The organism is Cupriavidus sp. SIMBA_020, from assembly GCF_046535395.1.
Taxonomy (GTDB): domain Bacteria; phylum Pseudomonadota; class Gammaproteobacteria; order Burkholderiales; family Burkholderiaceae; genus Cupriavidus; species Cupriavidus campinensis.
In genome coordinates, this window is record NZ_JAWRWU010000015.1 from 1 (window position 1) to 19,704 (window position 19,704).

33 protein-coding genes are annotated in these 19,704 nt (G+C 61.9%); 32 read left to right on the plus strand and 1 reads right to left on the minus strand.

What is annotated here, in order from left to right:
- From SB751_RS23335 to dsbD, 32 genes are all read left to right on the plus strand, one after another.
- On the plus strand, positions 1-756 hold a 756-nt coding region (locus SB751_RS23335; RefSeq protein WP_410748627.1), incomplete at its 5' end, for an elongation factor Tu.
- Between the two features lie 81 nt (positions 757-837).
- Entirely contained in the window at positions 838-1,146 is a 309-nt protein-coding gene (gene rpsJ, locus SB751_RS23340) for a 30S ribosomal protein S10 (protein WP_006160488.1), read from the plus strand.
- Between the two features lie 370 nt (positions 1,147-1,516).
- Positions 1,517-2,167: a 50S ribosomal protein L3 gene (gene rplC, locus SB751_RS23345; RefSeq protein ID WP_144200323.1), complete on the plus strand. Its 651-nt coding sequence runs from the start codon at positions 1,517-1,519 to the stop codon at positions 2,165-2,167.
- Positions 2,168-2,179: 12 nt separating this feature from the next.
- On the plus strand, positions 2,180-2,800 hold the full coding sequence (gene rplD / locus SB751_RS23350) for a 50S ribosomal protein L4 (RefSeq protein WP_092299449.1): 621 nt from the start codon (positions 2,180-2,182) through the stop codon (positions 2,798-2,800).
- Positions 2,797-3,111 carry a 50S ribosomal protein L23 gene (gene rplW, locus SB751_RS23355; RefSeq protein ID WP_092299446.1) on the plus strand — a complete coding sequence of 105 codons (315 nt, stop codon included), beginning with the start codon at positions 2,797-2,799 and terminating at the stop codon, positions 3,109-3,111. Before rplD ends, rplW begins: the two co-directional genes overlap by 4 nt.
- Before the next feature lie 2 nt (positions 3,112-3,113).
- The gene (rplB, locus tag SB751_RS23360; protein ID WP_144200325.1) at positions 3,114-3,944 is read left to right on the plus strand and encodes a 50S ribosomal protein L2; all 831 of its coding nucleotides are present in this window, start codon (positions 3,114-3,116) and stop codon (positions 3,942-3,944) included.
- 22 nt (positions 3,945-3,966) lie between these two features.
- Positions 3,967-4,242, plus strand: coding sequence for a 30S ribosomal protein S19 (gene rpsS, locus SB751_RS23365; RefSeq protein WP_092299440.1), 276 nt, complete (start codon positions 3,967-3,969; stop codon positions 4,240-4,242).
- A 9-nt stretch (positions 4,243-4,251) separates the two neighbouring features.
- Positions 4,252-4,581: a 50S ribosomal protein L22 gene (rplV, locus tag SB751_RS23370; protein ID WP_010812393.1), complete on the plus strand. Its 330-nt coding sequence runs from the start codon at positions 4,252-4,254 to the stop codon at positions 4,579-4,581.
- 9 nt (positions 4,582-4,590) lie between these two features.
- Positions 4,591-5,394, plus strand: a complete 804-nt coding sequence (gene rpsC, locus SB751_RS23375) for a 30S ribosomal protein S3 (RefSeq protein WP_092299437.1) — start codon at positions 4,591-4,593, stop codon at positions 5,392-5,394.
- A gap of 2 nt (positions 5,395-5,396) precedes the next feature.
- Positions 5,397-5,813: a 50S ribosomal protein L16 gene (gene rplP / locus SB751_RS23380; protein WP_006576240.1), complete on the plus strand. Its 417-nt coding sequence runs from the start codon at positions 5,397-5,399 to the stop codon at positions 5,811-5,813.
- Positions 5,814-5,824: 11 nt separating this feature from the next.
- Positions 5,825-6,019 (plus strand): 50S ribosomal protein L29, encoded by a 195-nt coding sequence (rpmC, locus tag SB751_RS23385; protein WP_092299434.1) that lies wholly within the window; start codon positions 5,825-5,827, stop codon positions 6,017-6,019.
- Positions 6,016-6,294, plus strand: coding sequence for a 30S ribosomal protein S17 (gene rpsQ, locus SB751_RS23390; protein WP_092299431.1), 279 nt, complete (start codon positions 6,016-6,018; stop codon positions 6,292-6,294). The genes rpmC and rpsQ overlap by 4 nt, the downstream gene beginning before the upstream one ends.
- Positions 6,295-6,573: 279 nt before the next feature.
- Positions 6,574-6,942, plus strand: coding sequence for a 50S ribosomal protein L14 (gene rplN, locus SB751_RS23395; RefSeq protein ID WP_017225233.1), 369 nt, complete (start codon positions 6,574-6,576; stop codon positions 6,940-6,942).
- Between the two features lie 9 nt (positions 6,943-6,951).
- Positions 6,952-7,260, plus strand: a complete 309-nt coding sequence (gene rplX, locus SB751_RS23400) for a 50S ribosomal protein L24 (RefSeq protein WP_144200327.1) — start codon at positions 6,952-6,954, stop codon at positions 7,258-7,260.
- A 25-nt stretch (positions 7,261-7,285) separates the two neighbouring features.
- Entirely contained in the window at positions 7,286-7,828 is a 543-nt protein-coding gene (gene rplE, locus SB751_RS23405; RefSeq protein WP_092299425.1) for a 50S ribosomal protein L5, read from the plus strand.
- A gap of 9 nt (positions 7,829-7,837) precedes the next feature.
- Entirely contained in the window at positions 7,838-8,143 is a 306-nt protein-coding gene (gene rpsN / locus SB751_RS23410) for a 30S ribosomal protein S14 (protein WP_092141234.1), read from the plus strand.
- 27 nt (positions 8,144-8,170) lie between these two features.
- Positions 8,171-8,566, plus strand: coding sequence for a 30S ribosomal protein S8 (rpsH, locus tag SB751_RS23415; protein WP_092141231.1), 396 nt, complete (start codon positions 8,171-8,173; stop codon positions 8,564-8,566).
- A gap of 9 nt (positions 8,567-8,575) precedes the next feature.
- A complete protein-coding gene (gene rplF / locus SB751_RS23420; protein WP_144200329.1) occupies positions 8,576-9,109 on the plus strand; it encodes a 50S ribosomal protein L6 in 534 nt (177 codons plus the stop codon).
- Between the two features lie 11 nt (positions 9,110-9,120).
- Positions 9,121-9,477 (plus strand): 50S ribosomal protein L18, encoded by a 357-nt coding sequence (gene rplR / locus SB751_RS23425; RefSeq protein ID WP_092299512.1) that lies wholly within the window; start codon positions 9,121-9,123, stop codon positions 9,475-9,477.
- A 21-nt stretch (positions 9,478-9,498) separates the two neighbouring features.
- Positions 9,499-10,017, plus strand: a complete 519-nt coding sequence (gene rpsE, locus SB751_RS23430; protein WP_092299417.1) for a 30S ribosomal protein S5 — start codon at positions 9,499-9,501, stop codon at positions 10,015-10,017.
- A gap of 10 nt (positions 10,018-10,027) precedes the next feature.
- Positions 10,028-10,210 carry a 50S ribosomal protein L30 gene (gene rpmD, locus SB751_RS23435; protein ID WP_006160440.1) on the plus strand — a complete coding sequence of 61 codons (183 nt, stop codon included), beginning with the start codon at positions 10,028-10,030 and terminating at the stop codon, positions 10,208-10,210.
- Between the two features lie 22 nt (positions 10,211-10,232).
- Entirely contained in the window at positions 10,233-10,667 is a 435-nt protein-coding gene (gene rplO / locus SB751_RS23440) for a 50S ribosomal protein L15 (protein WP_144200334.1), read from the plus strand.
- Between the two features lie 49 nt (positions 10,668-10,716).
- A complete protein-coding gene (secY, locus tag SB751_RS23445) occupies positions 10,717-12,060 on the plus strand; it encodes a preprotein translocase subunit SecY (RefSeq protein WP_144200336.1) in 1,344 nt (447 codons plus the stop codon).
- A 25-nt stretch (positions 12,061-12,085) separates the two neighbouring features.
- Positions 12,086-12,304, plus strand: a complete 219-nt coding sequence (infA, locus tag SB751_RS23450; RefSeq protein ID WP_010812378.1) for a translation initiation factor IF-1 — start codon at positions 12,086-12,088, stop codon at positions 12,302-12,304.
- Between the two features lie 32 nt (positions 12,305-12,336).
- Complete coding sequence (gene rpmJ / locus SB751_RS23455; RefSeq protein WP_008642959.1) at positions 12,337-12,453, plus strand: 50S ribosomal protein L36; 117 nt, start codon at positions 12,337-12,339, stop codon at positions 12,451-12,453.
- 19 nt (positions 12,454-12,472) lie between these two features.
- Positions 12,473-12,838: a 30S ribosomal protein S13 gene (gene rpsM / locus SB751_RS23460; RefSeq protein ID WP_039007551.1), complete on the plus strand. Its 366-nt coding sequence runs from the start codon at positions 12,473-12,475 to the stop codon at positions 12,836-12,838.
- A gap of 24 nt (positions 12,839-12,862) precedes the next feature.
- A complete protein-coding gene (gene rpsK, locus SB751_RS23465; protein WP_008642963.1) occupies positions 12,863-13,264 on the plus strand; it encodes a 30S ribosomal protein S11 in 402 nt (133 codons plus the stop codon).
- A 294-nt stretch (positions 13,265-13,558) separates the two neighbouring features.
- Entirely contained in the window at positions 13,559-14,182 is a 624-nt protein-coding gene (rpsD, locus tag SB751_RS23470; RefSeq protein ID WP_144200338.1) for a 30S ribosomal protein S4, read from the plus strand.
- A 175-nt stretch (positions 14,183-14,357) separates the two neighbouring features.
- Complete coding sequence (locus tag SB751_RS23475) at positions 14,358-15,338, plus strand: DNA-directed RNA polymerase subunit alpha (RefSeq protein ID WP_092299399.1); 981 nt, start codon at positions 14,358-14,360, stop codon at positions 15,336-15,338.
- Positions 15,339-15,488: 150 nt separating this feature from the next.
- Positions 15,489-15,884 carry a 50S ribosomal protein L17 gene (rplQ, locus tag SB751_RS23480; RefSeq protein ID WP_011299296.1) on the plus strand — a complete coding sequence of 132 codons (396 nt, stop codon included), beginning with the start codon at positions 15,489-15,491 and terminating at the stop codon, positions 15,882-15,884.
- A 108-nt stretch (positions 15,885-15,992) separates the two neighbouring features.
- Positions 15,993-16,388: a divalent-cation tolerance protein CutA gene (gene cutA / locus SB751_RS23485; protein WP_144200547.1), complete on the plus strand. Its 396-nt coding sequence runs from the start codon at positions 15,993-15,995 to the stop codon at positions 16,386-16,388.
- Positions 16,389-16,440: 52 nt separating this feature from the next.
- Positions 16,441-18,372, plus strand: coding sequence for a protein-disulfide reductase DsbD (gene dsbD, locus SB751_RS23490; RefSeq protein WP_410748639.1), 1,932 nt, complete (start codon positions 16,441-16,443; stop codon positions 18,370-18,372).
- Positions 18,373-18,379: 7 nt separating this feature from the next.
- Here dsbD and SB751_RS23495 read toward each other — a convergent pair whose 3' ends face one another.
- Complete coding sequence (locus SB751_RS23495) at positions 18,380-19,702, minus strand: magnesium transporter CorA family protein (protein WP_410748628.1); 1,323 nt, start codon at positions 19,700-19,702, stop codon at positions 18,380-18,382.
- Positions 19,703-19,704 lie beyond the last annotated feature (2 nt).

The following is a 19,704-nucleotide window of genomic DNA, read 5'->3' on the forward strand; positions in this document are numbered from 1 at the left end:
CTGCTCGAGCTGGTGGAAATGGAAGTGCGCGAGCTGCTCTCGAAGTACGACTTCCCGGGCGACGACACTCCGATCATCAAGGGTTCGGCCAAGCTGGCGCTGGAAGGCGACAAGGGCGAGCTGGGCGAAGTGGCGATCATGAACCTGGCCGACGCGCTGGACACGTACATCCCGACGCCGGAGCGCGCGGTTGACGGTACGTTCCTGATGCCGGTGGAAGACGTGTTCTCGATCTCGGGCCGCGGTACCGTGGTGACGGGTCGTATCGAGCGCGGCGTGGTGAAGGTCGGCGAAGAAATCGAAATCGTGGGTATCCGCCCGACGGTGAAGACGACTTGCACGGGCGTGGAAATGTTCCGCAAGCTGCTGGATCAAGGCCAGGCTGGCGACAACGTGGGCCTGCTGCTGCGCGGCACGAAGCGCGAAGACGTGGAGCGCGGCCAAGTGCTGTGCAAGCCGGGTTCGATCAAGCCGCACACGCACTTCACGGGTGAGGTGTACATCCTGTCGAAGGACGAAGGTGGCCGTCACACGCCGTTCTTCAACAACTACCGTCCGCAGTTCTACTTCCGTACGACCGACGTGACTGGCTCGATCGAGCTGCCGAAGGACAAGGAAATGGTCATGCCGGGCGACAACGTGTCGATCACCGTCAAGCTGATCGCCCCGATCGCCATGGAAGAAGGTCTGCGCTTCGCCATCCGTGAAGGCGGCCGTACCGTCGGCGCCGGCGTCGTGGCAAAGATTCTCGACTAAGCAATTGTTCCTGGGACAGGTCTTCGGGCATGTCCCCTTTTATCTGGGCGCACGCGCTCATCGCTCTTTCAAGGAAATATCATGCAGAACCAGAAGATCCGTATCCGCCTGAAGGCTTTCGACTATCGCCTGATCGACCAGTCGGCCGCCGAAATCGTGGATACCGCCAAGCGCACGGGCGCGATCGTCAAGGGCCCGGTGCCCCTGCCGACCCGCATCCAGCGTTTTGACATCCTGCGTTCGCCGCACGTCAACAAGACCAGCCGCGATCAGTTCGAGATCCGCACCCACCAGCGCCTGATGGACATCGTCGACCCGACGGACAAGACCGTTGACGCGCTGATGAAGCTGGACCTGCCGGCCGGCGTGGACGTCGAGATCAAGGTGTAAGCTTGCCTGACCCGGGCCGGTTCGCCGGCTCGCTGCAGCACAGAACGGCGGACGCAAGTTCGCCGTTTTTGCTTATTGGCAACACGAGTGCTACCCGGATGGCGCCCGTATCGGCACGCAACGTGTCGAAATTTGCTCGGAAGTGCGGGAATCGGCCCACTTTCAGGCGGAAGAAGGCTGGCACCCTCAAGAAAAGGCGCGGTGCATGTTGCCCTTTCCAAACTACTGCGATATAGTGTAAGGCTACCCGTTTATCCGGGTAGTGGGGACCGTTTTGGTCGTGCGCAATCCTTTTCGCGCAACCCGCACATCGCACAGTTTTCGTGTATCAATCAGCCCCGGCCAATCGCAGCTGGGAATGGAGCAAACCATGAGCCTTGGCCTTGTAGGTCGCAAGGTTGGCATGACCCGTATTTTCACGGACGACGGTGATTCGATTCCCGTTACCGTGGTCGAGGTCGGCGACAACCGCGTGACGCAAATCAAGACGGACGAGACCGACGGTTATACCGCGGTTCAAGTCACCTTCGGCAGCCGCCGCGCAAGCCGCGTTACCAAGCCGCTGGCGGGTCACCTCGCCAAAGCCGGCGTGGAAGCCGGTGAAGTCATCAAAGAATTCCGCATCGATGCAGCCAAGGCTGCCGAGCTGCAAGCTGGCAGCTCGCTCTCCGTCGACCTGTTCCAGGTTGGCCAGAAGATCGACGTGCAGGGCGTGAGCATCGGTAAGGGCTACGCCGGTACCATCAAGCGCTATCACTTCGCATCGGGTCGTGCCACCCACGGTAACTCGCGTTCGCACAACGTGCCGGGTTCCATCGGTATGGCGCAGGATCCGGGCCGTGTGTTCCCCGGCAAGCGCATGACCGGTCACCTGGGTGATGTCACCCGCACCGTCCAGAACCTGGAAATCGCCAAGATCGACGCAGAGCGCAAGCTGCTGCTGGTCAAGGGCGCCATTCCCGGCTCCAAGGGCGGCAAGGTCGTCGTTACCCCGGCCGTCAAGGCCAAAGCCAAAGCTTAAGGAGCGCATGTAATGGAACTCAAGCTCCTCCAGGACAACGGCCAGATCGGCGCCGGCGTTGCCGCGTCGCCCGAAGTGTTCGGCCGTGACTACAACGAAGCCCTCGTTCACCAGATCGTCGTCGCTTACCAGGCCAACGCGCGTAGCGGTAACCGTAAGCAGAAGGATCGTGAAGAGGTCAAGCACACGACCAAGAAGCCGTGGCGCCAGAAGGGTACGGGCCGTGCTCGTGCCGGTATGTCTTCCTCACCGCTGTGGCGCGGGGGTGGTCGTATCTTCCCGAATTCGCCGGAAGAGAACTTCACCCAGAAGGTCAACAAGAAGATGTTCCGTGCCGGTATGCGCTCGATTTACTCGCAGCTCGCACGTGAAGGTCGTATCAACGTGGTGGACGGTTTCACTGTCGACGCGCCCAAGACCAAGCTCTTGGCCGACAAGTTCAAGGCCATGGGCCTGGACTCGGTGCTGATCATCACCGACAGCCTCGACGAAAACCTCTACCTGGCTTCGCGCAACCTGCCCCACGTGGCAGTCGTGGAGCCGCGCCAGGCCGACCCGCTGTCGCTCGTGCACTACAAGAAGGTGCTCGTGACCAAGGCCGCCGTCGCGCAGATCGAGGAGTTGCTGAAATGACGCAAGTAGCCAAGAACGATCATCGTTTGATGCAGGTGCTGCTCGCGCCGGTGGTTTCCGAAAAGGCAACCCTGGTCGCCGACAAGAACGAACAAGTCGTGTTCGAAGTGGCTCGCGATGCCAACAAGGCAGAAGTGCGCGCCGCCGTTGAACTGCTGTTCAAGGTCGAGGTGCAGTCCGTTCAGATCCTGAACCAGAAGGGCAAGCAAAAGCGCTTTGGCCGCTTCATGGGCCGCCGCAACCACGTAAAGAAGGCTTACGTGTCGCTGAAGCCGGGTCAGGAAATCAATTTTGAAGCGGAGGCCAAGTAATCATGGCACTCGTCAAGACCAAGCCGACTTCCCCGGGCCGTCGCTCGATGGTGAAGGTCGTGAACAACGACCTGCACAAGGGCGCCCCGCACGCTCCGCTGCTGGAAAAGCAATTCCAGAAGTCGGGCCGTAACAACAATGGTCATATCACCACCCGCCACAAGGGCGGTGGTCATAAGCACCACTATCGCGTGGTCGACTTCAAGCGCAACGACAAGGACGGTATTCCCGCCAAGGTCGAGCGCCTGGAATACGATCCGAACCGTAGCGCCAACATCGCGCTCGTGCTGTTCGCCGACGGCGAGCGCCGGTACATCATCGCCACGAAGGGCATGGTGGCTGGCCAGTCGCTGATGAACGGCTCGGAAGCGCCGATCAAGGCCGGTAACAACCTGCCGATCCGCAACATCCCGGTTGGTACCACGATCAACAACGTGGAAATGCTGCCTGGCAAGGGTGCGCAAATCGCCCGCGCTGCTGGTGGTTCCGCTGTGCTGCTGGCCCGCGAAGGCGTGTACGCCCAGGTGCGTCTGCGCTCCGGCGAAGTGCGCCGCGTGCACATCGAGTGCCGCGCCACCGTTGGCGAAGTGGGTAACGAAGAGCACAGCCTGCGCGTCATCGGCAAGGCCGGTGCGACGCGTTGGCGTGGTATTCGCCCGACCGTCCGCGGCGTGGTGATGAACCCGGTGGATCACCCGCACGGTGGTGGTGAAGGCAAGACCGCCGCTGGTCGCGATCCGGTTTCGCCGTGGGGTACCCCGGCCAAGGGTTACCGTACCCGCAGCAACAAGCGCACTGCCAGCATGATCGTGCAGAAGCGCCACAAGCGTTAATCGGTAGGTAGGAGCCTAGAACATGACACGTTCCGCAAAAAAGGGTCCGTTCTGTGACGCCCACCTGCTGAAGAAGGTGGAAACGGCTGCAGGCGGCAAGGATAAGAAACCCATCAAGACTTGGTCGCGTCGCTCGACCATTCTGCCGGAGTTCATTGGCCTGACGATCGCCGTTCACAACGGCCGTCAACACGTGCCGGTGTACGTTACGGAAAACATGGTTGGCCACAAGCTCGGCGAATTTGCGCTCACGCGCACGTTCAAGGGCCACGCGGCTGACAAGAAAGCCAAGAGGTAAGGTGCCATCATGGAAGTGAAAGCGATTCATCGCGGTGCCCGTATCTCCGCCCAGAAGACGCGTCTGGTTGCTGACCAGATTCGCGGTCTGCCGATCGAGCGCGCGCTCAACGTCCTGACGTTCAGCCCGAAAAAGGCTGCCGGGATCGTGAAGAAGGTGGTCGAATCGGCCATCGCCAACGCCGAGCATAACGAAGGCGCCGACATCGACGAACTGAAGGTCAAATCGATCTTCGTCGACAAGGCAACCTCGCTCAAGCGCTTCACCGCACGGGCAAAGGGCCGCGGCAACCGCATCGAGAAACAAACCTGTCACATCACTGTGACGCTCGGCAACTAAGGAGTCACGATGGGACAGAAGATTCATCCGACTGGCTTCCGTCTGGCCGTCAGCCGTAACTGGGCTTCGCGTTGGTACGCCAACAACACGAAGTTCGCCGGCATGCTGAAAGAAGACATCGAAGTTCGCGAGTTCCTGAAGAAGAAGCTCAAGAACGCATCGGTTGGCCGCGTCGTGATCGAGCGTCCTGCCCGTAATGCCCGTCTCACCATTTACAGCTCGCGTCCGGGCGTGGTGATCGGCAAGAAGGGTGAGGACATCGAACTGCTCAAGGCCGAGCTGCAACGCCGCATGGGTGTGCCCGTGCACGTGAACATCGAGGAAATCCGCAAGCCGGAAACCGATGCGCAGCTGATCGCCGACTCGATCACCCAGCAGCTCGAGCGCCGTATCATGTTCCGCCGCGCCATGAAGCGCGCGATGCAGAACGCGATGCGCCTCGGTGCCCAGGGTATCAAGATCATGAGCTCGGGTCGTCTGAACGGTATCGAAATCGCACGTACCGAGTGGTACCGCGAAGGTCGTGTGCCCCTGCACACCCTGCGCGCCGACATCGACTACGGCTTCTCCGAAGCCGAGACCACCTACGGCATCATCGGTGTCAAGGTGTGGGTCTACAAGGGTGATTACCTGGGCCGCAATGACGCGCCTGTGGTGGAAGAGCCCCAAGAAGACCGTCGTCGTCGCCCGGGTCGTCCGGAAGGCCGTCGCCGTGAAGGCGAAGGTGGCCGTCCGGGTGGCAACCGCCGCGGTGGTGCAGGTGCTGGCGCTGGTCGCCGCGCTGCGCCTGGCGATGCGAAGAGTGGAGAATAAGAATGCTGCAACCGAAGCGTAGGAAGTATCGCAAGGAGCAGAAAGGCCGCAACACGGGTAAGGCTACCCGTGGCAACGCCGTGTCTTTCGGCGAATTCGGCCTGAAGGCAATGGGCCGTGGTCGTCTGACCGCGCGCCAGATCGAGTCGGCACGTCGTGCGATGACCCGTCACATCAAGCGTGGCGGCCGCATCTGGATCCGGATTTTCCCGGACAAGCCGATCTCGAAGAAGCCCGCCGAAGTCCGTATGGGTAACGGTAAGGGCAATCCGGAATACTACGTGGCTGAAATTCAGCCGGGCAAGATGCTGTACGAAATGGATGGCGTGAGCGAAGAGCTGGCGCGTGAGGCATTCCGCCTTGCGGCCGCCAAGCTGCCGATCGCCACGAATTTCGTGGTGCGTCAGGTCGGGACGTAAGGAGAGCAGGGATGAAAGCATCCGAACTTCGCGGCAAGGACGCCGCAGGGCTGAACCAGGAGCTCTCCGAGCTTCTGAAGGCCCAATTTAGCCTGCGCATGCAAAAGGCCACCCAACAGCTGCAGAACACCAGCCAGCTGAAGAAGGTGCGCAAGGACATCGCGCGTGTGCAAACCGTGCTGAGCGAAAAGGCAGACGCGAAATGACTGAAGCTGCAAAGACTGAAACGTCGCTTCGCCGGACTCTCGTAGGCCGTGTCGTTAGCGACAAGATGGACAAGACCGTTACGGTCCTGATCGAAAACCGCGTCAAGCATCCTCTGTACGGCAAGTACGTGCTGCGTTCGAAGAAGTACCACGCACACGACGAAGCCAACCAGTACAAGGAAGGCGACAAGGTCGAGATCCAGGAATCGCGTCCGCTGTCGCGGACCAAGTCCTGGGTGGTTTCCCGGCTGGTAGAAGCTGCGCGCGTCATCTAAGAACAACAGTTCTTCGCTGACTTGCAAGTCCAGGATTATGTTGCTATAATCCTGGACTTCCGCTTTGTAGCGTTCGTCGAAGCTTCACCAACACGGCGTACCTCTGAAGCGAGCCAAGGCCTGGTGGTCCTGGAGTTGTCCGGGCTGCCTGGTGACTACCGACTTCCAAGTTGATCAACCCAAGCGGTACTGGCGCAAAGCCGGGGCCGACGGGACCAAGACTGACCGGCGGACTTCCATCTTGAGAAATCCGGCGGATTAAGTTGGGAAGATAACACCATGATTCAGACAGAAAGCCGGCTCGAAGTGGCCGATAACACTGGTGCGCGCGAAGTGCTGTGCATCAAAGTGCTGGGTGGGTCCAAGCGCCGCTATGCGAGCGTGGGCGACATCATCAAGGTGACCGTCAAGGACGCAGCGCCGCGCGGTCGCGTGAAGAAGGGCGATATCTACAACGCCGTTGTTGTACGTACCGCCAAGGGCGTGCGCCGTGCAGACGGTTCGCTCGTCAAGTTCGACAGCAATGCCGCTGTCCTGCTGAACACCAAGCTCGAGCCGATCGGCACCCGTATCTTCGGGCCGGTGACTCGTGAACTCCGTACCGAGCGCTTCATGAAGATCGTGTCGCTCGCACCGGAAGTGCTGTAAGGAGCCGCCATGAACAAGATTCGTAAAGGCGACGAAGTCATCGTCCTGACCGGCAAAGACAAGGGCAAGCGCGGTACCGTGCAAGCCATGCTCGGCGACAAGGTCGTTGTGGAAGGTGTGAACGTTGCCAAGAAGCACGCTCGCCCGAACCCGATGCTGGGCACCACCGGTGGTGTGGTCGACAAGGTCATGCCGCTGCATATTTCCAACGTTGCGCTCGTGGATGCCAATGGCAAGCCGTCGCGCGTCGGCATCAAGGTTGAAGACGGCAAGCGCGTGCGCTTCCTGAAGTCGACCGGCGCCGTCGTGGCCGCTTGATTCTGGGCACAGATAGGAGTTGAGCATGGCAGCACGTCTGCAAGAGTTTTACAAAGAGAAGGTTGTGCCGGCGCTCATGGAGCAGTTCGGTTACAAGTCGGTCATGGAAGTGCCGCGCATCACCAAGATCACCCTGAACATGGGTCTTGGCGAAGCCATCAATGACAAGAAGGTCATTGAGCTGGCCGTGGGCGACCTGACCAAGATCGCTGGTCAGAAGCCGGTTGTGACGAAGGCCAAGAAGGCCATCGCCGGTTTCAAGATCCGCCAGGGCTACCCCATCGGTGCGATGGTGACCCTGCGTGGCGAGCGCATGTTCGAATTTCTCGATCGTTTCGTGACCGTGGCCCTGCCGCGCGTGCGTGACTTCCGTGGTGTGTCGGGTCGTTCGTTCGATGGCCGTGGCAACTACAACATCGGTGTGAAAGAGCAGATCATTTTCCCCGAAATCGAGTACGACAAGATCGACGCACTGCGTGGTCTGAACATCAGCATCACGACGACGGCAAAGAACGACGAGGAAGCCAAGGCTCTTCTGAACGCGTTCAAGTTCCCGTTCCGCAATTAAGGGGTTACCGTGGCTAAACTGGCTCTGATTGAACGTGAGAAGAAGCGCGCCAAGCTGGTGGCGAAGTACGCCGCCAAGCGCGCAAACCTCAAGGCCATTATTGACGACCAAGAAAAGTCGGAAGAAGAGCGTTATCTGGCGCGCCTGGAGCTGCAACAGCTCCCGCGCAACGCGAACCCGACCCGCCAGCGTAATCGCTGCGCGATCACCGGTCGTCCCCGCGGTACCTTCCGCAAGTTTGGCCTGGCGCGTAACAAGATCCGCGAAATCGCCTTCAAGGGCGAAATTCCGGGTCTGACGAAAGCCAGCTGGTAATTACGCACAGGCTACAGGAGAAACAGTATGAGCATGAGCGATCCTATCGCCGATATGCTGACGCGCATCCGCAACGCCCAGGGCGTGCAGAAGGCGTCGGTGGTCATGCCCTCGTCGAAGCTGAAAGCGGCGATCGCCAAGGTCCTGAAGGACGAAGGCTACATCGACGACTTCGCAGTGCAGGAAGAAGGCGGCAAGGCACAACTGAGCATCGGTCTGAAGTACTACGCCGGCCGTCCGGTCATCGAGCGCATTGAGCGCGTCTCGAAGCCCGGCCTGCGCGTGTACAAGGGCCGTAGCGAGATCCCCCAGGTGATGAACGGCCTCGGCGTGGCGATCATCTCGACCCCCCAGGGTCTGATGACCGACCGCAAGGCACGTGCCACCGGCGTGGGCGGCGAAGTTCTCTGCTACGTCGCTTAAGGAGCAAACATGTCCCGTGTAGGTAAGGCTCCCATCTCGCTGCCGAAAGGCGCGGAAGTGAATGTGGCGGCTGGCGTGCTCTCCGTGAAGGGCCCGCTCGGTACGCTGTCCCAGCCGATTCACAGCCTGGTCAAGGTCAATGTCGAGAACGACACGCTGACCTTCGCGCCGGTTGACGAATCGCGTGAAGCAAACGCCCTGCAAGGCACCATGCGCGCCCTGGTGGCAAACATGGTCAAGGGCGTGACCACTGGTTTCGAGCGCAAGCTGAACCTCGTTGGCGTGGGCTACCGTGCCCAGCTGCAAGGCGCTGCGCTGAAGCTCCAGCTTGGTTTCTCGCATGACGTGATCCATGAGATGCCGGAAGGCGTGAAGGCGGAAACGCCGACGCAGACCGAGATCATCATCAAGGGTGCGGACAAGCAGAAAGTCGGTCAGGTTGCCGCTGAAGTTCGCGCGTACCGCCCGCCTGAGCCCTACAAGGGCAAGGGTGTTCGCTACGCTGACGAGCGCGTCATCCTGAAAGAAACCAAGAAGAAGTAAGGGGTGCAATGATGAACAAGAAAGACGCTCGTTTGCGCCGTGCACGTCAGACCCGCGCCAAGATCGCGGAACTGAAAGTCAATCGTCTGACCGTGTTCCGTACGAATTCGCACATTTACGCTCAGGTGTACTCGCCGTGCGGCACGCAAGTGCTGGCATCGGCCTCGACCGCCGAAGCAGAAGTGCGCAAGGAACTGACCGGCAGCGGCGCGACTGTTGCCGCCGCCACCGTGGTTGGCAAGCGCGTGGCCGAGAAGGCCCGTGCAGCCGGCGTGGAAACCGTCGCGTTCGATCGTGGCGGCTTCCGCTTCCACGGCCGCGTGAAGGCCCTGGCTGACGCTGCGCGCGAAGCCGGCCTCAAGTTCTAAGCGCACAAAGAGAGATACGTCATGGCAAAGATGCAAGCAAAAGTCCAGCAGGACGAACGCGACGACGGCCTCCGCGAGAAGATGATCTCGGTCAACCGTGTCACCAAGGTGGTGAAGGGTGGCCGGATTCTCGGTTTCGCTGCGCTGACCGTGGTGGGTGACGGCGATGGCCGCATCGGCATGGGCAAGGGCAAGGCCAAGGAAGTTCCGGTGGCCGTGCAGAAGGCAATGGACGAAGCCCGTCGCAAGATGGTCAAGGTTTCGCTCAAGAACGGCACGCTGCAACACGAAGTCATCGGCAAGCACGGCGCTGCCAAGGTGCTGATGATGCCCGCCAAGGAAGGTACCGGCGTGATCGCCGGCGGCCCGATGCGCGCAATCTTCGAAGTGATGGGCGTGACGAACGTGGTGACCAAATCGCACGGTTCGACGAACCCGTACAACATGGTTCGCGCCACCATCGATGGTCTGCAAAAGATGAGCACGCCGGCGGAAATCGCTGCGAAGCGCGGCAAGTCGGTTGAAGACATCCTCGGCTAAGGTGAACGATATGTCGCAACAAACCGTAAAAGTGCAACTCGTGCGCAGCCTGATCGGCACGCGCGAGGATCACCGCGCCACCGTCCGTGGCCTGGGCCTGCGCCGCATCAACTCGGTGTCGGAGCTGCAGGACACGCCCGCCGTGCGCGGCATGATCAACAAGGTCTCGTACCTGGTGAAGGTTCTGGCCTGATCCCGGGGACTTGGAGAGCAACATGCAACTGAATAACCTGAAGCCGGCCTCCGGTTCGAAGCACGCCAAGCGTCGCGTCGGCCGTGGTATCGGTTCCGGCCTGGGCAAGACCGCCGGTCGTGGTCACAAGGGTCAGAAGTCGCGTTCGGGCGGCTTCCACAAGGTGGGTTTCGAAGGCGGTCAGATGCCGCTGTATCGCCGCCTGCCGAAGCGTGGTTTCACCTCGCTGACCAAGGCGTTCAACGCCGAGGTGACCCTGCGTGACATCGAACGCCTGGAAGCTGCTGAAGTGGACCTGCTGGTCCTGAAGCAAGCTGGCCTGGTGGGCGACCTGGTCAAGAACGCCAAGGTCATCAAGGCTGGCGAACTGACCCGCAAGGTAACGATCAAGGGTCTGGGCGCCACCGCTGGTGCCAAGGCCGCGATCGAAGCCGCTGGCGGCCAGATCGCTGAGTAATTCTGCAGCAGTATTCGCAGCATAGGCGAAGTCACAGTCGGAGCATCGTTTGGCCACGGCGAAACCCAATGCAAGCGCGCAGGCTAGGAACACGGCGAAGTACGGCGATTTGAAGCGCCGGCTGATGTTCCTGGTGCTGGCCCTGATCGTCTACCGCATCGGTGCACATATTCCGGTGCCGGGAATCGATCCGGAACAGCTCGCGAAGCTTTTCCAGAGTCAGTCGGGTGGCATCCTCGGGATGTTCAACCTGTTCTCGGGCGGTGCGCTGTCGCGCTTTACCGTCTTCGCGCTCGGCATCATGCCGTACATCTCGGCGTCGATCATCATGCAGTTGCTGACGATCGTGCTGCCGCAGCTGGAGACGCTGAAGAAGGAAGGGCAGGCGGGGCAACGCAAGATCACGCAGTACACGCGCTACGGCACTGTGGTTCTGGCCACGTTCCAGGCGCTGTCGATTGCGGTCGCACTGGAGTCGCAGCCAGGTCTGGTCATCGATCCGGGCCTGATGTTCCGAGCGACGGCGGTGATCACGCTGGTGACCGGTACGATGTTCCTGATGTGGCTGGGTGAGCAGATCACCGAGCGTGGTCTGGGCAACGGCATCTCGATCATCATCTTTGGCGGTATCGCAGCGGGCCTGCCCAACGCGATCGGCGGACTGTTTGAACTGGTCCGCACGGGTTCCATGAGTGCGTTCGCGGCGATTGTCATCGTAGCGATCGTGATCGGTGTGACCTTCGCCGTGGTGTTTGTCGAGCGGGGCCAGCGCAAGATCCTGGTGAACTATGCCAAGCGTCAGGTCGGCAACAAGGTGTACGGCGGTCAGTCGTCGCACCTGCCGCTGAAGCTGAACATGGCAGGGGTGATTCCGCCGATCTTTGCATCGTCGATCATCCTGTTCCCGGCGACGATCGCGGGTTGGTTTACGTCCGAATCGACGGGCGCGGTGGGACGGTTCATCAAGGACCTGGCCGCCACGCTCTCGCCGGGCCAGCCGGTCTACATCCTGCTGTACGCTGCTGCAATTGTTTTCTTCTGCTTCTTCTATACGGCTCTGGTGTACAACAGCCGGGAAGTTGCGGATAACCTGAAGAAAAGCGGTGCCTTCATTCCGGGCATCCGTCCGGGCGAGCAAACGACGCGCTATATCGACAAGATCCTGGTGCGCCTGACGCTGGCTGGTGCGATCTACATCACACTGGTCTGCCTGTTGCCGGAATTCCTGGTGCTGCGCTGGAACGTTCCGTTTTATTTCGGCGGAACCTCGCTGCTGATCATCGTGGTCGTCACGATGGACTTCATGGCCCAGGTACAGTCCTATGTCATGTCGCAGCAGTATGAGTCGCTGCTGAAGAAGGCGAATTTCAAGGGTAATCTGACCTTGCGTTGATGCCGGGTCGGAACAGGCTCTAGGTATGGCAAAAGACGACGTCATCCAGATGCAAGGGGAGGTCCTGGAAAATCTCCCCAACGCGACGTTCCGCGTCAAGTTGGAGAACGGCCACGTAGTACTCGGGCATATCTCGGGCAAGATGCGAATGAACTACATCCGGATACTTCCGGGTGACAAGGTGACTGTCGAGCTGACCCCATATGATCTGTCACGCGCACGCATCGTCTTCCGGACGAAGTGAAGCGAACAGGAATTGAAGGAAAGAGGAAAATCATGAAAGTGCTGGCTTCTGTGAAGCGCATTTGCCGCAACTGCAAAATTATCAAGCGCAACGGTGTCGTGCGCGTGATCTGCTCGTCGGATCCCCGCCACAAGCAACGCCAAGGCTAATCGGAAAGAGGATTGACGAATGGCACGTATCGCAGGGGTTAACATCCCGAACCACAAGCATACCGAAATCGGCCTGACGGCTATTTACGGTATCGGCCGCTCGCGCGCTCGCAAGATTTGCGAGGCCACCGGTGTTCCGTTTGACAAGAAGGTCAAGGACCTGACCGACGCCGACCTGGAAAAGCTTCGTGACGAAGTGGGCAAGGTCACGGTCGAGGGTGACCTGCGTCGTGAAACCACGATGAACATCAAGCGTCTGATGGACCTTGGTTGCTATCGTGGCGTCCGTCACCGCAGGGGCCTGCCGATGCGCGGCCAGCGTACCCGCACGAACGCCCGCACCCGCAAGGGTCCGCGTAAGGCCGGCGTGGCTCTGAAGAAGTAAAGCCGAAGGCATAGGAAGAAACTAATGGCAAAAGGTCCGAACAACGCCGCCCAGCGCGCGCGTAAGAAGGTCAAGAAGAATGTTGCCGACGGCATTGCGCACGTCCACGCTTCGTTCAACAACACCATCATCACGATCACCGACCGTCAGGGCAACGCCCTGTCGTGGGCGACCGCCGGTGGCCAGGGCTTCAAGGGTTCGCGCAAGTCGACCCCCTTCGCTGCCCAGGTTGCTGCCGAGAACGCCGGCCGCGTGGCGCAAGACCAGGGCATCAAGAACCTGGAAGTGCGCATCAAGGGCCCCGGTCCTGGCCGCGAATCGGCTGTCCGTGCGCTGAACGCGCTGGGCATTAAGATCGCCGTGATCGAAGATGTGACGCCGGTGCCGCACAACGGCTGCCGTCCGCCGAAGCGCCGCCGTATCTAAGCGCCCGGTTGGTCGGGAGGCGAGCAAGGTTTCTCGCTCGTCGCCCGAGATGTGGTAGTATCGCGCGTTGACCTGCTGCAATTCATTGCGGCAGGTTTTCGTTTTGCGTTCGCGCTTTGCAGGGCGCCAGGCAACTGGTGCGCTCGGCGTGGGCGATATCGTTATGCTTTTGCGTTGCCTCCGCGTGGCCTCGGCCGCTGCGGATGAAGAACCATAAGCCCACCGTCCGTCACATGCAGATGACGGACTCGCGGCGCGTCCGAATGGCGTCGCGATCGATCAAAGGAAGATAAAGTGGCACGTTATACCGGCCCGAAGGCCAAACTTTCCCGCCGCGAAGGCACCGATCTGTTCCTGAAGAGCGCCCGCCGCTCGCTGGCTGACAAGTGCAAGCTGGACAGCAAGCCGGGCCAGCACGGCCGCACCTCGGGTGCCCGTACGTCTGACTACGGCAACCAGCTGCGTGAAAAGCAGAAGGTCAAGCGTATCTACGGTGTGCTCGAGCGCCAGTTCCGTCGCTACTTTGCCGAAGCCGACCGCCGCAAGGGCAACACGGGTGAAAACCTGCTGCAACTGCTGGAATCGCGTCTGGACAACGTCGTGTACCGCATGGGCTTCGGCTCGACCCGCGCTGAAGCACGCCAGCTGGTGTCGCACAAGGCGATCCTGGTGAACGGCGTGGCCATGAATGTGCCGTCGGCCCAGATCAAGTCGGGCGACATCATCACCGTGCGCGAACAGTCGAAGAAGCAAGTGCGTATCGCTGAAGCGCTGTCGCTGGCCGAACAGTCGGGTTTCCCGACCTGGGTGGCCGTGGATTCGAAGAAGTTCGAAGGCACCTTCAAGCAAGCCCCGGATCGCACCGATATTTCGGGCGACATCAACGAAAGCCTGATCGTCGAATTGTATTCGCGTTAATCGCCGAATCGATCATCGGACGATTCAGCGCTTGCCCCTACCGCAAGGCTTCGCTTTCAGCCCGACGCGCCGTTTGGCGCGCCGGGCTTATTGCCCATCGTGCGATGGGATTTTCAGGTTCCAAACGTCAGCCTTATCGGTGTAACGAGCCGAGGGTATTGAAAAGGACAACCTAATGCAAACAGCACTCCTCAAGCCAAAAATCATCGCCGTCGAACCGCTTGGCGACCATCACGCCAAAGTCGTGATGGAGCCGTTCGAGCGCGGCTACGGCCATACGCTCGGTAACGCCCTGCGTCGCGTGCTGCTGTCGTCGATGGTCGGCTATGCCCCGACGGAAGTCACGATCGCTGGGGTGGTCCACGAGTATTCCACCATCGATGGCGTGCAAGAAGACGTCGTCAACCTGCTCCTCAACCTGAAGGGCGTGGTATTCAAGCTGCACAACCGCGACGAAGTCACGGTGTCGCTGCGCAAGGATGGCGAAGGCGTGGTCACGGCTGCCGATATCGAGCTGCCGCACGACGTCGAGATCATCAACCCGGGTCACGTGATCGCCCATCTGTCTGCCGGCGGCAAGCTGGACATGCAGATCAAGGTCGAGCAAGGCCGTGGTTATGTGCCGGGCAACGTGCGCAAGTTCGGCGACGAGTCGGGCAAGGTCATCGGCCGTATCGTGCTGGACGCGTCGTTCTCGCCGGTCCGCCGCGTGTCGTACGCCGTGGAATCCGCCCGTGTGGAACAGCGTACCGACCTGGACAAGCTGGTGATGAACATCGAAACCGACGGCGTGATCTCGCCCGAGGAAGCGATTCGTCAGTCGGCTCGTATCCTGGTTGACCAGCTGTCCGTGTTCGCTGCGCTGGAAGGCACCGAGTCGGCCGCCGAGGCCGCGTCGAGCCGCACGCCGCAGATCGATCCGATCCTGCTGCGCCCGGTGGACGACCTCGAGCTGACGGTGCGTTCGGCCAACTGCCTGAAGGCCGAAAACATCTACTACATCGGCGATCTGATTCAGCGTACCGAGAACGAACTGCTCAAGACCCCGAACCTGGGTCGCAAGTCGCTGAACGAGATCAAGGAAGTCCTCGCCTCCCGTGGCCTGACCCTCGGCATGAAGCTCGAGAACTGGCCGCCCGCAGGTCTGGAGAAGTAATTGGCGGTGCGGGATTCCGGTAACGGGGTCCCGCCTGTCATCGCGCCAAGGGCATGTCGCCCGCGGCATTGAAGCACTACCGGCCCGCGCCCGTGCCCACGCATTGGCGATAGAAGAGCTGGTCAAACACTGAAATCGAAAGGAATCATCATGCGTCACCGTCATGGTTTGCGGAAACTGAACCGCACCTCTTCGCACCGTCTCGCGATGCTGCGCAACATGTCCAACTCGCTGTTCCAGCACGAGCTGATCAAGACCACCCTGCCCAAGGCCAAGGAACTGCGCAAGGTTGTCGAGCCCCTCATCACGCTGGCCAAGAAGGACACCGTTGCCAACCGCCGTCTGGCTTTTGCCCGTCTGCGCGACCGCGACATGGTCACCAAGCTGTTCACCGAACTGGGCCCGCGCTACAACGCTCGTCCGGGCGGCTACACCCGTATCCTGAAGTTCGGCTTCCGTCAGGGCGACAACGCGCCGATGGCGCTGGTCGAGCTGGTGGATCGTCCGGAAATCACCGAAGCTCCGGCTGAAGAAGCTGCGGAATAAGTGATGGCCGTGCCCGTCCTCGCTGACGGGCAATCGAGCACCGCTTTACAATCGAGCCAGGCTTTTTGCCTGGCTCTTTTGTTTTTGGCGACGTTTTCCGAGAATCACATGACCGTTTCAGAATCCGCTGATATCCAGCCGGCCGGCGAGGCGGCAGAATCGATACTCGTGGCGATGACGAACCTGCCCGACGAGGCTTCAGCAGCGCGTGTGGCGCGCGCTGTGCTGGAGGCTCGCGTGGCGGCGTGCGTGAACCGGCTCGCCCCGTGTCAGTCCGAGTACTGGTGGCAGGGCAGGCTGGAGCAGGCGCAGGAGTGGCCATTGCTGATCAAGACTACGCGCGCCCAGTATGCGGGCCTCGAAGCGGTGATCCGCACGGAGCATCCTTATGATGTCCCGGAGATAGTCACCTGGCCGGTTGGAGCAGGTTTTGCGCCGTATCTGGCGTGGGTGCGGGAGGAGGCCAGCGGCAAGCCCGCTGGCGACGCGACCGCACCGCGCTAACACATTGAAGCATCGGAAAAGCGACATGGGATCGACGGGAACGGGCATCGGCATGGGGTGGAGCGCCGGAGCGGGATGGCAAATGCGGGGTCGGCGAGTGCGGCAAATCGTCGCAATGCTGCTGATGCTGTGCGCCTGCCTGCTGCTCGGGCACGTGGCCCATGCCGCGACCGAGGAGGATTTCCTGCCGCCAGAGAAGGCGTTCCAGTTCGCGGCGAAACAGTTGGACCCGCAGACGATCGAAGTCCGCTTTGATGTGGCGGACGGCTACTACATGTACCGTGAGCGATTTGCGTTCGCCACCCAGCCGGCCACGGTCAAGCTCGGGCCGCCGGCGTTGCCGCAAGGTCAGGTCCATTTCGACGAGAACTTCGGCAAGAACATGGAGACCTATCGTGGCAGCGTGGTGGTGCGCGTGCCCGTGATCCAGGCCCCTGGCGATGGCCGTTGGTCCCTGGTGGTGACCTCGCAGGGCTGCGCGGACAAGGGGCTCTGCTATCCGCCGATGGAGAGCATCTACAAGGTGGGCGGGTCGGTGCTCGGCAACCTGTTCGGCGACCGTGCGACCCCCGCGCCTGCAACGCAGGCGCCTGCAGCGCCCGAACCACCTGCCGCATCCGCCCCAATGCCGCAGGAAACAACCGGGGCCGCCGTCGCGCTGCGGGACGACAACGATCGGATCGCCGGGGCGCTGGCTAGCCGCAACCTCGGTCTCATCGCCGCGCTGTTCTTCGGACTGGGCCTGCTGCTGACCTTCACGCCGTGCGTGCTGCCCATGGTGCCGATCCTGTCGTCGATCGTCGTAGGCGAGCATGTGACGCGCGGCCGGGCGCTGCTGGTCTCGCTGGCCTACGTGCTGGGGATGGCGGTGGTCTACACTGCCGTGGGCGTGGCGGCCGGCCTCGCCGGGGAAGGGCTTTCCGCCGCGCTGCAGAACCCGTGGGTGCTGAGCGCATTCGCTGCGCTGATGGTGGCCCTGGCCCTGTCGATGTTCGGCCTCTATGAACTGCAATTGCCCCAGCGCTGGCAGACGAGGCTTGCTGCATCGTCCAACCAGCGCCGGAGTGGGCAGATCTTCGGGGCGGCGGCCATGGGGGCGATCTCGGCCCTGATCGTCGGCCCGTGCGTCACCGCGCCGCTGGCCGGTGCGTTGGCCTACATCGCCCAGACCGGCGACGCGTTCACCGGCGGTGCAGCGTTGTTTGCGATGGCCATTGGCATGGGGGTGCCCCTCGTGCTGGTGGGCGTGGGCGCTGGCAACCTGTTGCCCCGCGCGGGCAAGTGGATGGAAGCTACCAAGCGCTTTTTCGGATTTCTGCTACTTGGCGTCGCGCTCTGGATGGTGACGCCCGTGGCGCCCGTATGGGCCGTGATGGCTGCCTGGGCCGCCTTGTTGATCGTGGCGGCGGTCTACCTGGGGGCCTTCGATGCGCTGGGCCCTGATCCGCGTGGGCTGATGCGGCTGGGCAAGGGCCTTGGCCTTCTGGCCGCGCTGGCGGGCGCTATTCAACTGGTGGGGCTTGCGTCGGGCGGGCGTGACCCGCTGCAGCCGTTGTCTCATCTTGGGCTGGTGAGCGCTGGTGCCGCGTCGCAGGTGCGTGCGGATCACATTCGCTTCGAGCGCATCCGGTCGGTGGCGGAACTCGACGCCCGCGTGGCGCAGGCAGCCGCCAGCGGCCGGCCGGTGTTGCTAGACTTCTATGCCGACTGGTGCGTGAGTTGCAAGGAAATGGAGAAACTGACGTTTCCCGATGCGAAGGTGCGCGCCCGGCTTGCCGACGTTGTCCTGTTGCAGGCTGACGTCACCGCCAACAATGCCGACGACCGCGCGCTGTTGAAGCGCTTCGGGCTGTTCGGGCCCCCCGGCATCATCCTGTTCGGCCCTGACGGGCGCGAGCGCCCCGTTCGCGTGATCGGTTATCAATCGGCCACACGCTTCCTGGATAGCCTCGAACGCGCGCTCGGCCCCAAGACGCGTACCTGAACCCGCGTCAGCGGTCCAGCCAGCGACCAATCGCCCAGATCGCGCCGATGGTGGCCACCACGCCGCCCATCAGGCCGATCGACCACCAGAACCCATTCGCTTCCCGCAGCCACGGCATCCGGTCGAAATTCATGCCGAACACGCCGGTAATCAGGGTCAGCGGCATGAACAGCGCGGTGATGACGGTGAGCGTGCGCATGGTGCGATTGGTCCGGTGGGCCACCGCCGAGAAGTGGATCTGCACCGCCGACTCGATCGAGTCCTCCAGCCGCCGCGCGTGGGCCAGCACGCGCAGGATGTGCTCCATCAGGTCCGCGATGCGGACCAGCAGGACCTCATCCCGGCCTGCCACCACGGTGCCTTCGCTCCCGTCGGCGGCTTGGGGATCATTGTTGCTGTAGCGATTGTCGAGCAGGCTGTCGCGGAACTCCTGCAGCGCGTCGCGTTGCTCCTCGCTCAGGTGCTCGAGCCGGCGCAATTGGATCCGCGCGTCGAGCAGGCCCTCCCAACTCGAAAAATTCTTCTGCGTGCTGAGCAGGGCGCGTTGCCAGCGGTCCAGCTGGCGAGTGAGTGGCGCGCGCAGGTCGAGGTAGCGGTCCACCATCGCATTGAGCAGCCGCAGCATCAGGTCCTCGGGGCGCGTGGGCGGCCGCACGCCGTGCACGAGCGGCGTCTGGCCATTGGCGCGCGCGGAGGCGGGGCGCGGGGCGCCGCATAGTTCGAGCAGCCGCTGCCGGACCTGATCGACGGTTCTGGAGGGCCCGGGGCGCACCGTCACCAGCACGCTGTCGAAGACGAAGAAGGTCACGGGCTGGGTGTCGATGCGGGCTAGCGCCGGCAGGAAGCCGGCCGGATACTTGCGTGCGGGCTTCTGCGACGTGCTGGCCGGTGCTACGGGCACATCCGCCACAGGCGCGGGTGCCGCAGGCGAGCCCGCCACGGGAGCGATCCCCGCCGCCGGCTCGACCGAGGCCCCGGGCGTACTCACCGCTGCGCCCGCTGCCACGCCGCTCGCGGCGTCAGCTTCCGCGAAGAGCCTGCTCGTTTCAAACGTGAGCTTCCGGAAGATCATCATGTCGTACGCATTGGTCGTGTCGAAGAACGACGGATGCGTGGGATTGATGGCATCGACCAGGTGCAGGTCGTGGATCGGCGAGCCGGTCAGGCCCGCCAGACGATCGCGCCACGCGGCTGGCGCCGGGCTGACTTCGTCGAAGAGAAAGTCGGCCCAGACAAAGCGCGCGGCGGCGTTGCCGGCCAGGAAGTCGTGGGCCTCGTCCAGCGTAGCCAGCGGATGGACCTGGCTGGCCGAGAAGCCAAGCAGTTGCATGC

What these genes read in the sequence shown, in the direction of transcription:
- rpsJ (WP_006160488.1), top strand. Translation starts at nt 838, where the DNA reads ATGCAGAACCAGAAGATCCGTATCCGCCTGAAGGCTTTCGACTATCGC.
- rplC (WP_144200323.1), top strand. Translation starts at nt 1,517, where the DNA reads ATGAGCCTTGGCCTTGTAGGTCGCAAGGTTGGCATGACCCGTATTTTC.
- rplD (WP_092299449.1), top strand. Translation starts at nt 2,180, where the DNA reads ATGGAACTCAAGCTCCTCCAGGACAACGGCCAGATCGGCGCCGGCGTT.
- rplW (WP_092299446.1), top strand. Translation starts at nt 2,797, where the DNA reads ATGACGCAAGTAGCCAAGAACGATCATCGTTTGATGCAGGTGCTGCTC.
- rplB (WP_144200325.1), top strand. Translation starts at nt 3,114, where the DNA reads ATGGCACTCGTCAAGACCAAGCCGACTTCCCCGGGCCGTCGCTCGATG.
- rpsS (WP_092299440.1), top strand. Translation starts at nt 3,967, where the DNA reads ATGACACGTTCCGCAAAAAAGGGTCCGTTCTGTGACGCCCACCTGCTG.
- rplV (WP_010812393.1), top strand. Translation starts at nt 4,252, where the DNA reads ATGGAAGTGAAAGCGATTCATCGCGGTGCCCGTATCTCCGCCCAGAAG.
- rpsC (WP_092299437.1), top strand. Translation starts at nt 4,591, where the DNA reads ATGGGACAGAAGATTCATCCGACTGGCTTCCGTCTGGCCGTCAGCCGT.
- rplP (WP_006576240.1), top strand. Translation starts at nt 5,397, where the DNA reads ATGCTGCAACCGAAGCGTAGGAAGTATCGCAAGGAGCAGAAAGGCCGC.
- rpmC (WP_092299434.1), top strand. Translation starts at nt 5,825, where the DNA reads ATGAAAGCATCCGAACTTCGCGGCAAGGACGCCGCAGGGCTGAACCAG.
- rpsQ (WP_092299431.1), top strand. Translation starts at nt 6,016, where the DNA reads ATGACTGAAGCTGCAAAGACTGAAACGTCGCTTCGCCGGACTCTCGTA.
- rplN (WP_017225233.1), top strand. Translation starts at nt 6,574, where the DNA reads ATGATTCAGACAGAAAGCCGGCTCGAAGTGGCCGATAACACTGGTGCG.
- rplX (WP_144200327.1), top strand. Translation starts at nt 6,952, where the DNA reads ATGAACAAGATTCGTAAAGGCGACGAAGTCATCGTCCTGACCGGCAAA.
- rplE (WP_092299425.1), top strand. Translation starts at nt 7,286, where the DNA reads ATGGCAGCACGTCTGCAAGAGTTTTACAAAGAGAAGGTTGTGCCGGCG.
- rpsH (WP_092141231.1), top strand. Translation starts at nt 8,171, where the DNA reads ATGAGCATGAGCGATCCTATCGCCGATATGCTGACGCGCATCCGCAAC.
- rplF (WP_144200329.1), top strand. Translation starts at nt 8,576, where the DNA reads ATGTCCCGTGTAGGTAAGGCTCCCATCTCGCTGCCGAAAGGCGCGGAA.
- rplR (WP_092299512.1), top strand. Translation starts at nt 9,121, where the DNA reads ATGAACAAGAAAGACGCTCGTTTGCGCCGTGCACGTCAGACCCGCGCC.
- rpsE (WP_092299417.1), top strand. Translation starts at nt 9,499, where the DNA reads ATGGCAAAGATGCAAGCAAAAGTCCAGCAGGACGAACGCGACGACGGC.
- rpmD (WP_006160440.1), top strand. Translation starts at nt 10,028, where the DNA reads ATGTCGCAACAAACCGTAAAAGTGCAACTCGTGCGCAGCCTGATCGGC.
- rplO (WP_144200334.1), top strand. Translation starts at nt 10,233, where the DNA reads ATGCAACTGAATAACCTGAAGCCGGCCTCCGGTTCGAAGCACGCCAAG.
- infA (WP_010812378.1), top strand. Translation starts at nt 12,086, where the DNA reads ATGGCAAAAGACGACGTCATCCAGATGCAAGGGGAGGTCCTGGAAAAT.
- rpmJ (WP_008642959.1), top strand. Translation starts at nt 12,337, where the DNA reads ATGAAAGTGCTGGCTTCTGTGAAGCGCATTTGCCGCAACTGCAAAATT.
- rpsM (WP_039007551.1), top strand. Translation starts at nt 12,473, where the DNA reads ATGGCACGTATCGCAGGGGTTAACATCCCGAACCACAAGCATACCGAA.
- rpsK (WP_008642963.1), top strand. Translation starts at nt 12,863, where the DNA reads ATGGCAAAAGGTCCGAACAACGCCGCCCAGCGCGCGCGTAAGAAGGTC.
- SB751_RS23475 (WP_092299399.1), top strand. Translation starts at nt 14,358, where the DNA reads ATGCAAACAGCACTCCTCAAGCCAAAAATCATCGCCGTCGAACCGCTT.
- rplQ (WP_011299296.1), top strand. Translation starts at nt 15,489, where the DNA reads ATGCGTCACCGTCATGGTTTGCGGAAACTGAACCGCACCTCTTCGCAC.
- cutA (WP_144200547.1), top strand. Translation starts at nt 15,993, where the DNA reads ATGACCGTTTCAGAATCCGCTGATATCCAGCCGGCCGGCGAGGCGGCA.
- dsbD (WP_410748639.1), top strand. Translation starts at nt 16,441, where the DNA reads ATGGGGTGGAGCGCCGGAGCGGGATGGCAAATGCGGGGTCGGCGAGTG.
- SB751_RS23495 (WP_410748628.1), bottom strand. Translation starts at nt 19,702, where the DNA reads ATGCAACTGCTTGGCTTCTCGGCCAGCCAGGTCCATCCGCTGGCTACG.